We start from the raw sequence: 12,681 nt of genomic DNA on the forward strand, positions 1-12,681 counted from the left end.
CGAAAGGCCGACGGGTGAAGGCGATTTCAATGTCTACTTTGCTTAGGCAAGGGTGGATGGTGTTGGTCGCGGTACTCGTGGTCGTCATCGCGGGATTCGGAATCTATCGCCTGCACGGAATCTTCGGCTCGCACAACAACGCCTCGCCCAACAGTGGCCTGTCCAACGAAATTGTGCCGTTCAACCCCAAGCAGGTAGTGCTCGAGGTCTTCGGCGCACCGGGCGCGGTGGCAACGATCAACTACCTGGACGTCAACGCCCAGCCGCAGCAAGTCAAAAACGCGCCGCTGCCCTGGTCGTTCACCATCACCACGACGGAGCCCGCGGTCGTCGCCAACGTCGTGGCCCAAGGCGACGGGGACACCCTCGGTTGCCGCATCACCATCAACGGCGAAGTCAAAGACCAACGCACCGTCAACAAAGTCGACGCCTACACCTTCTGTCTGGATAAGTCGGGATGAGCAACCAAAGCAACGATCAGGAGACGCGGCCGTTCGTACCGCGAAACATCCGCCGGCTCGCGCTACCGATCCTGCTGTTCTGGGTGGCAATGGCCGCCATCACGAACATCGCGGTGCCGCAGCTCGAAGAGGTGGGGAAAACCCACAATGTGGCGCTGAACTCGCCAGATGCCCCGTCGCTCAAGGCGATCAAGCGCATCGGTCAAGCGTTCCATGAGTTCGACACCGACAGCTCGGCCATGATCGTGCTGGAAGGCGACAAGCCGCTCGGCGCCGACGCGCACCGCTTTTACGACGGAATGATCCGCAAGCTCGAGCAGGACAAAAAGCACGTCCAACATGTCCAGGACTACTGGGGCGACACTCTCACCGCGGCGGGATCGCAGAGCAGCGATGGCAAGGCCGCCTACGTTCAGGTGAACCTCGCCGGTAATCAGGGCTCGGCTCTGGCTAACGAGGGTGTGGGCGCGATCCGCGACGTCGTCGACCGCATGAGGCCGCCACCGGGAGTCAAGGTCTACGTGACCGGGGCGGCGCCGCTGATCTCCGATCAGTTCGATGTCGGCAGCAAGGGGACCGCGAAGGTCACCGCGATCACCATCGGGATGATCGCGTTGATGTTGTTCTTCGTTTACCGATCGGTGCTCACCACACTGCTGGTGCTCGCCACGGTCCTGATCGAAATGTCCGCCGCCCGAGGTCTTGTCGCGGTTCTGGGTAACGCCGGAATCATCGGGCTGTCGACGTATGCGACGAATATCCTGACCCTGTTGGTGATCGCCGCCGGAACGGACTACGCGATATTTTTCGTGGGCCGCTACCAGGAAGCGCGCGGGACCGGTGAGGACCGGGAAAAGGCTTTCTACACCATGTATCACGGCACCACCCACATCGTGTTGGGCTCCGGGCTGACCGTGGCCGGCGCGGTAGCCTGTCTGAGTTTCACTAGGTTGCCCTACTTCCAAAGTCTGGGTATCCCAGCCGCTTTGGGAGTCCTGGTTGCGCTATTGGCGGCGCTGACCCTCGGGCCCGCGATCCTCACGCTGGGCGCCAAGGCGGGCATCTTCGAACCCAAGCGGGCGATGAGAACCCGTGGCTGGCGGCGGATCGGCACCGCGATCGTCCGTTGGCCCGGCGCCGTTCTCGCGGCCGCGTGCGCGCTGGCCCTGGTCGGCCTGATCGCCTTGCCCGGATACAAGACCAGTTACGACACTCGTCCGTACATGCCGGCCAGCGCGCCGGCCAATGTCGGTTACACGGCCGCCGAGAAGCACTTCTCGCGGGCCCGGCTGGAGCCCGAGTTGCTGATGGTCGAGACGGATCACGACATGCGTAACCCGGAAAGCATGCTCATCCTGGACAAGGTGGCCAAGGCCGTGTTCCACGTGCCCGGGGTCGCGCAGGTGCAGACCATCACCAGGCCGCTGGGTACCCCGCTCGTCCACAGCTCGCTCGCGTTCGTGGTCAGCAATCAGAGCGCGGCGCAGCAGCAAAACCTGACCTACCAACGAGATCGGGCCGACGACGCGCTCAAGCAGGCCAACGAACTGTCGAAGACCATCAACATTTTGAAGCAGCAGTACGTATTGCAGCAGCAGCTCGCCGGGACCACCCACGACGAGACTGAAAGCTTTCACGACACGCTCGCCACGATCCAGGATCTGCGCGACAAGATCGCGAATTTCGACGACTTCTTCCGGCCGATTCGGAGTTATTTCTATTGGGAGAAGCACTGTTTCGACATTCCTGTCTGCGCCGCGTTCAGATCCCTGTTCGACGCGCTCGACGGCATTGACCAGCTCACTGAGAAGTTCGAGAACCTCACGGCCTCGCTCGACAAGCTCGACGCACTGCAGCCCAAACTGGTGGCGCTGATCCCGCCGCAGATCGACAGTCAGCAGACCAATCGCGATCTGACGTTGGCGAATTACGCCACGCTGTCCGGCATTTACGCGCAGACCGCGGCGGCGATCGACAACGCGACGGCGCTGGGGCGGGCTTTCGACGCGGCCAAGAACGACGACACCTTCTATCTGCCGCCCGAGGTGTTCAACAACCCCGACTTCATGCGCGGGCTGAAATTGTTCCTCTCGCCGGACGGCAAGGCCGCACGCATGATCGTGACGCATGAAGGCGATCCCGCTACGACCCAAGGCATTTCGCACATCGATCCGATGGCGAAGGCCGCGCACGAGGCCTTGAAGGGCACGCCGATGGCCGACGCGGGCATCTATCTCGGCGGGACGGCGGCGACGTACAAGGACATCCAGGACGGCGCCAAGTACGATCTGTTGATCGTGGCATTCGCCGCGCTGAGCCTCATCCTGCTGATCATGATGATCATCACCCGCAGCCTGATCGCCGCGGTTGTCATCGTGGGCACGGTGGCCCTCTCGCTGGGCGCCTCGTTCGGGCTGTCAGTCCTGGTGTGGCAGTACCTGTTCGGCATTCAGTTGTATTGGGTCGTGCTCGCGCTGGCCGTAATCCTGCTGCTGGCGGTCGGATCCGACTACAACCTGCTATTGATCTCCCGATTCAAGGAAGAGATTCATGCCGGCATCAACACCGGCATCATCCGGGCGATGGCCGGCTCCGGCTCGGTGGTCACCTCGGCCGGCATCGTCTTCGCCGTCACCATGTGCGCGTTCGTTTTCAGCGGTTTCCTGGTGCTCGGTCAGATCGGGACCACGATCGGCCTTGGGCTGTTGTTCGACACGCTGATCGTGCGCTCATTCATGACGCCTTCTATCGCAAGGCTGCTCGGTCGCTGGTTCTGGTGGCCGCAACTGGTGCGCCCGCGTCCGGCCAGCACGATGTTGCGGCCCTACGGCCCGCGTCCGGCGGTTCGTCAGCTGCTGCTGTGGGAAGACGACGACGCGGTGATGGCCGGCTCGAAGGCCGGGTCGCATTGATCGTCAGAGATCAGCGCAGCATGGTGGCGACGATCCCGGCCAGGTAACCCAGGCGCGCCACCTCCGAAGGCCGGAATTCCGGGCCCGGACGGCCCAGCACCACCGCCGTGTGCGGGTCGCCCAGCGGGGCGGCCACCATCGTGGTGTCCATGTCGCGCCACGCCTGCGGCACCCACTCGGCGGTACCGTCCAGCGTCGCGGCCTCCTCGATCGGCAACCACGGCGCCGAGACCGCGCGAGTTTCGGGCGCGCCGGGACTGGCGGCGAGGCGCTGCAGCCCCCCGTCGGAACGATGCATCACCGTGCACCAGCTCACCCGCAGGACCCGGGGCGCCTCGTCGGCCAGCACCTGCAGCCGCGCCGCCTTATCGCCGGCGGCGGAAACATGGTCGAGAAGTTCCAGCTCGCGGTGCGCTTCCAGCAGGCCGGTGTGCGGGCGCACGCTGTCCACCCGCACGCCGTGCAGCGACTCGGCCGCGGTGATCAGCGTGTCGGGCATCGCCCCCACCGGCAGTTCGATGACCAGGTCATCGGTCGCATAACCCGCGCGGCGCTCGACCACGTCGAGTGACAGGATGTCGGCGCCGACCGAACCGAGCGCCACCGCCAGCGCGCCCAGGCTTCCCGGGCGGTCGACGAGCTCGATGCGCAACAGATACGACGGCACGCGCCCACTTTTGCACAGTGCCGCGCGTACGGCATTTCCGCAGGGCGGGGTCGCCGACGAGGGTGAAACCAGCTTCACGGTGGGCGGCGAGCGTGCGGCCGGCTGCACGTTCGCGCCCGCAGCCCGGTTAGGCTTTTCGCTCGTGCCCCAGATCTCCCGCGACGAGGTCGCGCACCTGGCCAGGCTGGCCAGGCTGGCGTTGACCGATACCGAGCTGGACAGCTTCGCCGGCCAACTCGACGCCATCCTGACCCACGTCAGCCAGATCCAGGCGGTCGATGTCACCGGCGTCGAGCCGACCGACAACCCGCTCAAGGACGTCAACGTCACCCGCCCGGACGAGACCAGGCCGTCGCTGACGCAGCAGGAGGCGCTGGCCGCGGCGCCGTCGGCCGTCGACGGCCGCTTCGCCGTTCCGCAGATCCTCGGGGACAGCCAGTGAACGAGATCATCCGATCGGATGCCGCGACACTGGCCGCCAAGGTCGCCGCCAAGGAGCTGTCGTCTGTCGAGATCACCCAGGCCTGCCTGGACCAGATCGCCGCGACCGACGACCGCTACAGCGCGTTTCTGCACGTCGCAGCCGACGAGGCGCTGTCGGCGGCGGCCGCCGTCGACGCGGCGGTGGCGGCCGGCGAGCAGCTGCCCTCGGCGTTGGCCGGTGTCCCGCTGGCGCTCAAAGACGTGTTCACGACCGTCGACATGCCCACCACCTGCGGATCCAAGATCCTGCAGGGCTGGCGCTCGCCGTACGACGCCACCGTCACCGCCCGGCTGCGCGCGGCCGGCATCCCGATCCTGGGCAAGACCAACATGGACGAGTTCGCGATGGGCTCGTCGACGGAGAACTCGGCCTACGGCCCCACCCGTAACCCGTGGGACCTCGAGCGGGTGCCCGGCGGGTCGGGCGGTGGCAGCGCGGCGGCGTTGGCCGCCTTCCAGGCGCCGCTGGCCATCGGCACCGACACCGGGGGCTCGATTCGCCAGCCCGCCGCGCTGACCGCGACCGTCGGGGTCAAGCCCACCTACGGCACGGTGTCGCGCTACGGCCTGGTGGCCTGCGCGTCGTCGCTGGATCAGGGCGGCCCGTGCGCGCGCAGCGTGCTGGACACCGCGCTGCTCCATCAGGTGATCGCCGGGCACGACCAGATGGACTCCACCTCCATCGATGCCGCGGTGCCCGACGTGGTCGGGGCCGCCAAAGCCGGCGCGCACGGCGATCTGAGCGGCGTGCGGATCGGCGTGGTCTCCCAGCTGCGCGGCGAGGGCTACCAGCCCGGGGTGCTGGCGTCGTTCGAGGCCGCGGTGCAACAGCTGACCGCGCTGGGCGCTCAGGTGAGCGAAGTCGATTGCCCGCACTTCGATTACGCGCTGGCGGCCTACTACCTGATCCTGCCGTCGGAGGTGTCCAGCAACCTGGCGCGCTTCGATGCGATGCGTTACGGCCTGCGGGTCGGCGACGACGGCAGCCACAGCGCCGAGGAAGTGATGGCGCTGACGCGGGCCGCTGGCTTCGGGCCAGAAGTGAAGCGCCGCATTATGATTGGTGCCTACGCGCTCTCGGCGGGCTACTACGACGCCTATTACAACCAGGCGCAGAAAGTCCGCACCCTGATCGCTCGCGATCTCGACGAGGCCTACCAATCCGTCGATGTGCTGGTGTCGCCGGCGACACCGACCACGGCGTTTCGGCTGGGGGAGAAGGTCGACGATCCGCTGGCCATGTACCTGTTCGACCTGTGCACGCTGCCGCTGAACCTGGCCGGCCATTGCGGGATGTCGGTGCCGTCCGGGCTGTCCCCGGACGACCAGCTGCCGGTAGGGCTGCAGATCATGGCGCCCGCGCTGGCCGACGACCGCCTCTATCGCGTCGGTGCCGCCTACGAGGCCGCGCGCGGACCGCTGCCGGTGGCTCCGACCGTTTAGCGGGCCCAAATCGCGCCGTCAGTAGCCGGCACGGGCAAGATAAAGGGATGCGGATCGGAATTCTCACCGGAGGCGGGGACTGTCCGGGTCTCAACGCCGTCATCCGGGCGGTGGTACGCACCTGCGACGCCCGGTACGGCTCGTCGGTGGTCGGCTTTCAGGACGGGTGGCGCGGGTTGCTGGAAAACCGGCGCATCCAGCTGCAGAACGACGATCGCAACGACCGGCTGCTGGCCAAGGGCGGAACGGTGCTGGGCACCGCCCGCGTGCACCCCGACAAGCTGCGGGCCGGGCTGGACCAGATCAAGCAGACCCTGGACGACAACGGCATCGATGTGCTCATCCCGATTGGCGGTGAAGGCACGCTGACCGCCGCGCATTGGCTGTCCGAGGAGAACGTTCCCGTGGTCGGCGTGCCGAAGACGATCGACAACGACATCGACTGCACCGACGTGACTTTCGGTCACGACACCGCGCTGACCGTGGCCACCGACGCCATCGACCGGTTGCACAGCACCGCCGAATCCCATCAGCGGGTGATGCTGGTGGAGGTGATGGGCCGCCACGCGGGCTGGATCGCGCTGAACGCGGGGCTGGCGTCCGGTGCGCACATGACGCTGATCCCCGAGCAGCCCTTCGACATCGAGGACGTGTGCCGGCTCGTCAAGCGCCGCTTCCAGCGCGGGGACTCGCACTTCATCTGCGTGGTGGCCGAGGGAGCCAAGCCGACCCCGGGCTCGATCGCGTTGCGCGAGGGCGGGATTGACGAGTTCGGGCACGAACGCTTCACCGGCGTGGCTCAGCAGTTGGGCATCGCGGTGGAGAGGCGGATCAACAAGGAAGTCCGCGTCACGGTGCTGGGTCACGTCCAGCGCGGCGGCATCCCGACGGCCTACGACCGGGTGCTGGCCACCCGGTTCGGGGTCAACGCCGCCGACGCCGCGCACACCGGCGAATACGGCCAGATGGTGTCGCTGCGCGGGCAGGACATCGGCCGGGTGCCGCTGGCCGACGCGGTGCGCCACCTGAAGCTGGTGCCCGAGGACCGCTACGACGAGGCCGCCGCGTTCTTCGGCTGACACCGCGGCCCGGCGGGCAAACGACCGGTAGCGCCGGCGCGACGACCGTCTGAATTTGCCGCCCGATCGGCCAGCGTCGTAAACGAGCCGACTTTTCTGGTTTAACCGGCAGGTCGAAATGGCTACCCCAGCCGGTATGCGCAACCGCGAGGGGGTTCGCGGAGTCAATGCCCTATCTGCTGCTCCGGCGTATCCGTCGGGCACGTCGAAACCTGTGCCTCCTCGGGTGCCGAGCTGGCGGGCCGACGCCGATCCGACGGCGGCCACGGTGCCGGAGCCGCGCTATGGGCCGCCCGGGCGTCCGCCGCGGCCGTCCGGGCCGCCGACACCTTCCCCCGGGATGCGGGCACGGCGGGCGGCGGCGCCGTATCGCCGTGATCTGACGCTGGGCGGCACCGCTCTGGATGGCCTGGACCACCGGGAAAACGCTCCGTCGGGCAGGCGCGGCTGGCGAGAGGTGATCCACCGGGTGATCGGGATCGATCTCGGTCCGGGCAAGGACGCCGCATACGAGCAGGCGCTGCGCGAACGGATCGGCACCGGCATCGGCGGCGTATTTCCGATCGCCGTGCTGAACTTCAAGGGCGGCGTCGGCAAGACCGCGGTCGTTGAGGCGCTCGGGTCGACTCTCGCCGAGGCACGCGGCGACCGGGTCATCGCCGTCGACATCGACGCCGGAGACCTGGCGGAACGCCACGGCCGCCGCAACCCGCTGAGCCTGGCCGATCTCCTTGCACGCGATTCGGTGACCCAGTACGCGGAGATCCGGGCGCACACCCACATGAACAGCTTCGGCCTGGAAGTGCTCGGGTTGCCCGACTACGGCCGCACCGACTGGCGGTTGGAGCGCCAGGACATCGCCAAGGCGTTTTCGATTCTGCGCAAACACTATTCGGTGGTGTTGGTGGATTGCGTCAAGGCAATCAATTCCAGCGTGATGGACGCGGTGCTGCCCGAGGCGCGGGCTCTTGTGGTGGTCAGCGGCACTTCCATCGATGCGGTACGTAAGAGCAGGACGACGCTGGAGTGGTTGTCCAACAACGGATATCGGCAGCTGATGAAGTCGACGGTACTTGCCATGAACTACACCGAGCCGGCGAAGTTCGACGGTGTGGTCACCAACGAATTCGCGGCACTGGCTGCTCGCGTCGGTGCCACCGTGGTCTTGCCCTTCGATCGCCACGTGCACGAGGGCACAGAGCTCGGGCTGGATCGGTTGAGTAAGGAGAGCCGGCGCGGCTACCTGGAGATGGCGGCCGCGCTGGGCGACATGGCCGCCGGCCGGGCCGTAGGCCAGAAAGTCGAGCTGCGGTCCTGGCGGGAGCCCCGCTTGTCCTGATCGCCGGCTGTTGTGCCGGGCCCGGCGGTCCGCGCCGCCACCATTAGGATCGTTTCCATGACTGTGACCTCCGGGGCGGCTGAGCTGCTGGATTACGACGACGTCCTCGCGCGTTTCGATCCGGTGCTCGGGCTGGAAGTACACGTCGAGCTGTCCACCGCGACCAAGATGTTCTGCGGCTGCTCCACCACATTCGGTGCCGAACCCAACACCCAGGTGTGCCCGGTGTGCCTGGGGTTGCCGGGTTCGCTGCCCGTGCTCAACGGGGCCGCGGTCGAGTCGGCGATCCGCATCGGGCTGGCCCTGAATTGCGAGATCGTGCCGTGGTGCCGCTTCGCCCGGAAGAACTACTTCTACCCGGACATGCCGAAGAACTACCAGATCTCGCAGTACGACGAGCCGATCGCCATCAACGGCTACCTCGACGCGCCGCTGGAAGACGGCACCACCTGGCGGGTCGAGATCGAGCGTGCTCACATGGAAGAGGACACCGGCAAGCTCACTCACCTGGGCGGCGAGACGGGCCGCATCCATGGCGCGACGACGTCGCTGATCGACTACAACCGCGCCGGCGTGCCCCTGATCGAAATCGTCACCAAGCCCATCGAGGGAACCGGAGCCCGGGCACCGCAGATCGCCCGCGCTTACGTAACGGCGCTGCGAGACCTGTTGCGCGCGTTGGAAGTATCCGATGTACGGATGGATCAGGGCTCGATGCGTTGTGATTCCAACGTGTCGCTGAAGCCGACCGGTGCCACCGAGTTCGGCACCCGGACCGAGACCAAGAACGTCAACTCGCTGAAAAGCGTTGAGGTCGCGGTTCGTTACGAAATGCAACGCCAGGCCGCAGTTCTGGTGTCCGGCGGTCAAATTACGCAGGAAACCAGGCACTTTCAGGAAACCGGCGGATTCACCAGCCCGGGTCGCGCCAAAGAAACGGCGCAGGACTACCGCTATTTCCCCGAGCCCGACCTGGAGCCCGTCGCGCCCAGTCGCGAGCTGGTCGAGCAGTTGCGTCAGACCATCCCCGAGCTTCCGTGGTTGAGCCGCAAGCGGATTCAGGAAGAGTGGGGTGTTTCCGACGAGGTGATGCGTGACCTCGTCAACGCCGGCGCGATCGAATTGGTCACCGCGACCATCAAGCATGGCGCGTCCAGCACCCAGGCGCGCTCCTGGTGGGGAAACTTCCTGGTGCAGAAGGCCAACGAGGCGAACATCGAATTGGACGAGCTGGCCATCACGCCCGCCCAGGTGGCCGCGGTGATCGGACTGGTCGACGACGGCAAGCTGTCCAACAAGCTGGCCCGCCAGGTCGTCGAAGGTGTGCTGGCCGGAGAGGGCGAACCCGAGCAGGTGATGACCGCACGCGGTCTGGCGCTGGTCCGCGACGACTCGGTCACCCAGGCCGCGGTCGACGAGGCCCTGGCCGCCAATCCCGATGTGGCGGAAAAGATTCGCGGCGGCAAGGTGGCCGCGGCGGGCGCGATCGTGGGCGCGGTCATGAAGGCCACCCGCGGGCAAGCCGATGCGGCACGGGTGCGCGAGTTGGTGCTGGCCGCCTGCGGGCAGGCCTAACGCGAATCAGCAGGCCGCGCGCCGTCTAGGCCTTGTCGTCGTTGTTGCGCGGGAAGCCGCCGCCCTGCGGGAACAGCGGGAAGACCACGTCGTCAAGTTTTTCGGCGTCACCGGCGGTCTTGTTGATGGTGGCGCCCCAGACGTTTCCGTCGGGCGACATCCGCAGGGCCCACGCGTGGGCGTGGGTGTCTTTTCGGACGACGTCGGGTTCACCGGTGACCGCGCCCGTGTTGGGCGCAAGCCGCACTGCCACCGTCGATTTGGTGTTGACCAGGTTGACCATCACGGTCCCGTCCATCGCCGCGCATCCGGCCACGCCCGGTTTGTCCGGCCACGTCCACACCGTGGAGACCTCCGAGGCCTTGGTGATGCGTTGCAACCGGTCCGCGGTCGGCGTGCGGTCGGCGACATACAGCGAGCCGTCGACGGGATCGACGCACAGGCCGCCGCCCGAGCCGACGCCGGACAGCGCCGTCGTCGGCGGTGCCTGGCCGACGGTGGTCGGCTGCTCGATGCGCAGCACCTTGCCGGCCAACGATTTAGGGTCGGCGGCCATGGCCGGGTTACCGGCATCGCCGGTCAGCACCAGCAGCGTGGTCGGGCTGGTGAACAGCAGTGCTCCGGTGTTTCCCGTGGCGCCCTTGGGAATCCCGGTCAGGATGTCCTTGGGGATATCGCCGTCGGCGATGCGGATGACCCGGTTATCGCTGGGCGTGCTGATGTAGGCGTACATCAGGCGGTCTTGGGTGTAGGTCGGCGACAGCACGATATCCATCAAGCCGCCATCCCCGGACGGGTCGACCGGGATGACCAGTTTCACCTTCGGCTCGGCGCTGACCGAGATCTCCTTGACTGCGCCGGTGGTGCGTTCGGCGACCAAAGCGGTTTTGCTGTCGGGCCCCATGATCAGGCCGCTGGTGCTCTCCAAGCAGCCCTGCATCACTCCCGGAGCGGGGCAGGCCTTGGGGAAAGGCGTGGGCGGCAGCGGCGGCGGCGGGGGAGGCGTCGAGCTGGGCTGCGGCTTGAGTTCCGGGGCGGTGGTGAAGGGCGCGGACGCGGCGTCGTTGAACCGCGCGCAGCCCGTCGCCACCAGCATTACCGCGCAGAGCGCGGCGAGCCCGCACCGAACCGGCCACCCCAAACGCATGACCGACAGGCTACGGATAGTGCGGGCACCGGCGCCACAGGCGTGCCCTTGTGGACGCCCGCAAGCCGGTCGTGCAGGGCGGGCGGTGGGCGCCGGTTCTTCGGCGCGCGTTCCCTATTTCGGAACGATCGAGAGCCCATTTGGGGCCAATCCGGGCCTGTTTAGCGGTCTGAGCGTCAATTACCTGGCGAAAGCGCCGCACAAATCCCCGATTCACGCCCGCAATGCCCTTACCCTGACACCCGTGACCGGTCAATCTAATGACGCACCCTGGCAGCGGCCCGGCGAAGCTCCGGAGCCGGCCCCGGGACGCCCCGCCGCAGCGCGCTTGGTCGACCCCGAAGATGACCTGACCCCGGTCGGGTATCCGGGCGACTTCGGACCCACCTCCGTCATCCCTTATCAAGACCCGAACCAGGCGCCCAGCCCGGCCGCACCGTCGTACCACGTCCTCGACCAGCCGGAGCCGCTGCCGTACGTGCAGCCGCAGTCGGCGCCCCGGCATTTAGCGGCCGAACCCGCCGAGATCGACGCGAGCGAGGACTTCGAAGCCGAACGCGCCATCGGTCGGCGCGGCACCCAGAATCTCGGTTTGCTGGTGTTGCGGGTCGGCCTCGGGGTGGTGCTCGGTGCGCACGGCCTGCAGAAGCTTTTCGGCTGGTGGGGCGGTCAGGGCATCGGCAGCTTCAAGAACTCGCTGTCCGATGTCGGCTACCAGCACGCCGACATCTTGTCCTATGTGAGCGCGGGGGGTGAGATCGTCTCGGGCGCGCTGCTGGTCCTGGGGTTGTTCACCCCGGTGGCCGCGGCAGGTGCGCTGGCGTTCCTGATCAACGGTCTGCTCGCCACCGTCTCGGCGCGGCCGCACACCTTCGGGTTTTTCCTGCCACAGGGGCACGAATACCAGATCACGCTGATCGTGATGGCCGTCGCGGTCGTGCTGGCCGGACCCGGCCGCTATGGCCTGGACGCCAACAGGGGATGGGCGCATCGGCCCTTCATCGGGTCGTTCGTGGCGCTGCTGGCCGGCATCGCCGCCGGTATCGCCGTGTGGGTGCTGCTCAACGGGGTCAATCCGGTCGCCTGAACTGCCCCGCTAGGCCGTCATCGGTAGGGATTGGGTACGCGCCCGGAACTGACTGCCGTCAGCTGCGGCAGCGTCGCGAAAGTGACCGCCGGCAAGCGCAGCTCCGCCCCGCTTTTCAGCTTGGCGCGCCCCCAGGAACCGCGGTGGAATCGCAGTCCGTCGATGTCGTCCCAGCCGACCGTCTGGCTCCCCAGCAGGTTTCGCACCGTCACGCCCTTGTCGTCGGCCACCGTGCGCAGCCGGATGATCAAAGCCGACAACAGCACCGGGATCGCCAGCAGCGGCGTCGCTAACGGCCACGCCAGCACCGGGATCAACAATCCGAGGGTCAAGAATCCCACGGCGAAGTGCGCGATCGGTGAGATCTTGATCACTACGGGCGCGGGTGTCGGGGCGGTAGAACCGGAAGCCACCCAAGCATCATTTCACTCCGGCTTGCGTTGACGATCACGCGCCGACGCCGGCGCCCGGATATCGGTCCCCGCCGC

11 protein-coding genes are annotated in these 12,681 nt (G+C 67.0%); 8 read left to right on the top strand and 3 right to left on the bottom strand.

Features of this window, described 5'->3' with window-relative positions; all coding sequences use genetic code 11:
• The first annotated feature begins 29 nt into the window (after positions 1 to 29).
• Positions 30 to 461 (top strand): MmpS family transport accessory protein, encoded by a 432-nt coding sequence (locus ACZY0B_RS06990; RefSeq protein ID WP_463763301.1) that lies wholly within the window; start codon positions 30 to 32, stop codon positions 459 to 461.
• The gene (locus ACZY0B_RS06995; RefSeq protein ID WP_463763302.1) at positions 458 to 3,373 is read left to right on the top strand and encodes an MMPL/RND family transporter; all 2,916 of its coding nucleotides are present in this window, start codon (positions 458 to 460) and stop codon (positions 3,371 to 3,373) included. The genes ACZY0B_RS06990 and ACZY0B_RS06995 overlap by 4 nt, the downstream gene beginning before the upstream one ends.
• Before the next feature lie 10 nt (positions 3,374 to 3,383).
• Here the strand turns inward: ACZY0B_RS06995 and ACZY0B_RS07000 are convergent, their stop codons facing one another.
• Positions 3,384 to 4,040 carry an ACT domain-containing protein gene (locus ACZY0B_RS07000; RefSeq protein ID WP_463763303.1) on the bottom strand — a complete coding sequence of 219 codons (657 nt, stop codon included), beginning with the start codon at positions 4,038 to 4,040 and terminating at the stop codon, positions 3,384 to 3,386.
• A gap of 142 nt (positions 4,041 to 4,182) precedes the next feature.
• Here ACZY0B_RS07000 and gatC point away from each other — a divergent pair, with 142 nt between their 5' ends.
• The 5 genes from gatC to gatB all read left to right on the top strand — a co-directional run bounded on the left by gatC (position 4,183) and on the right by gatB (position 9,959).
• Positions 4,183 to 4,482, top strand: coding sequence for an Asp-tRNA(Asn)/Glu-tRNA(Gln) amidotransferase subunit GatC (gene gatC / locus ACZY0B_RS07005; protein WP_463763383.1), 300 nt, complete (start codon positions 4,183 to 4,185; stop codon positions 4,480 to 4,482).
• On the top strand, positions 4,479 to 5,966 hold the full coding sequence (gene gatA, locus ACZY0B_RS07010) for an Asp-tRNA(Asn)/Glu-tRNA(Gln) amidotransferase subunit GatA (RefSeq protein ID WP_463763304.1): 1,488 nt from the start codon (positions 4,479 to 4,481) through the stop codon (positions 5,964 to 5,966). The genes gatC and gatA overlap by 4 nt, the downstream gene beginning before the upstream one ends.
• Positions 5,967 to 6,013: 47 nt before the next feature.
• A complete protein-coding gene (locus tag ACZY0B_RS07015) occupies positions 6,014 to 7,045 on the top strand; it encodes an ATP-dependent 6-phosphofructokinase (RefSeq protein WP_463763305.1) in 1,032 nt (343 codons plus the stop codon).
• A gap of 118 nt (positions 7,046 to 7,163) precedes the next feature.
• Positions 7,164 to 8,384 carry a MinD/ParA family ATP-binding protein gene (locus ACZY0B_RS07020; RefSeq protein ID WP_463763306.1) on the top strand — a complete coding sequence of 407 codons (1,221 nt, stop codon included), beginning with the start codon at positions 7,164 to 7,166 and terminating at the stop codon, positions 8,382 to 8,384.
• Between the two features lie 57 nt (positions 8,385 to 8,441).
• Entirely contained in the window at positions 8,442 to 9,959 is a 1,518-nt protein-coding gene (gene gatB / locus ACZY0B_RS07025; protein WP_463763307.1) for an Asp-tRNA(Asn)/Glu-tRNA(Gln) amidotransferase subunit GatB, read from the top strand.
• Positions 9,960 to 9,984: 25 nt separating this feature from the next.
• On the opposite strand, the gene ACZY0B_RS07030 is transcribed toward gatB, so the two are convergent.
• Positions 9,985 to 11,106 (bottom strand): PQQ-dependent sugar dehydrogenase, encoded by a 1,122-nt coding sequence (locus tag ACZY0B_RS07030; RefSeq protein ID WP_463763308.1) that lies wholly within the window; start codon positions 11,104 to 11,106, stop codon positions 9,985 to 9,987.
• Positions 11,107 to 11,350: 244 nt separating this feature from the next.
• Between ACZY0B_RS07030 and ACZY0B_RS07035 the strand changes: the two genes are divergently transcribed.
• On the top strand, positions 11,351 to 12,193 hold the full coding sequence (locus ACZY0B_RS07035; RefSeq protein WP_463763309.1) for a DoxX family protein: 843 nt from the start codon (positions 11,351 to 11,353) through the stop codon (positions 12,191 to 12,193).
• A 17-nt stretch (positions 12,194 to 12,210) separates the two neighbouring features.
• Here ACZY0B_RS07035 and ACZY0B_RS07040 read toward each other — a convergent pair whose 3' ends face one another.
• Entirely contained in the window at positions 12,211 to 12,567 is a 357-nt protein-coding gene (locus tag ACZY0B_RS07040; protein WP_463763384.1) for a PH domain-containing protein, read from the bottom strand.
• Between the last annotated feature and the right edge of the window lie 114 nt (positions 12,568 to 12,681).

The sequence above is a fragment of the Mycobacterium sp. IDUB_19 genome (genome assembly GCF_055419445.1).

Coding starts and splice junctions, on each gene's coding strand:
- ACZY0B_RS06990 (WP_463763301.1), top strand. CDS start 30: ATGTCTACTTTGCTTAGGCAAGGGTGGATGGTGTTGGTCGCGGTACTC.
- ACZY0B_RS06995 (WP_463763302.1), top strand. CDS start 458: ATGAGCAACCAAAGCAACGATCAGGAGACGCGGCCGTTCGTACCGCGA.
- ACZY0B_RS07015 (WP_463763305.1), top strand. CDS start 6,014: ATGCGGATCGGAATTCTCACCGGAGGCGGGGACTGTCCGGGTCTCAAC.
- ACZY0B_RS07020 (WP_463763306.1), top strand. CDS start 7,164: ATGGCTACCCCAGCCGGTATGCGCAACCGCGAGGGGGTTCGCGGAGTC.
- gatB (WP_463763307.1), top strand. CDS start 8,442: ATGACTGTGACCTCCGGGGCGGCTGAGCTGCTGGATTACGACGACGTC.
- ACZY0B_RS07030 (WP_463763308.1), bottom strand. CDS start 11,106: ATGCGTTTGGGGTGGCCGGTTCGGTGCGGGCTCGCCGCGCTCTGCGCG.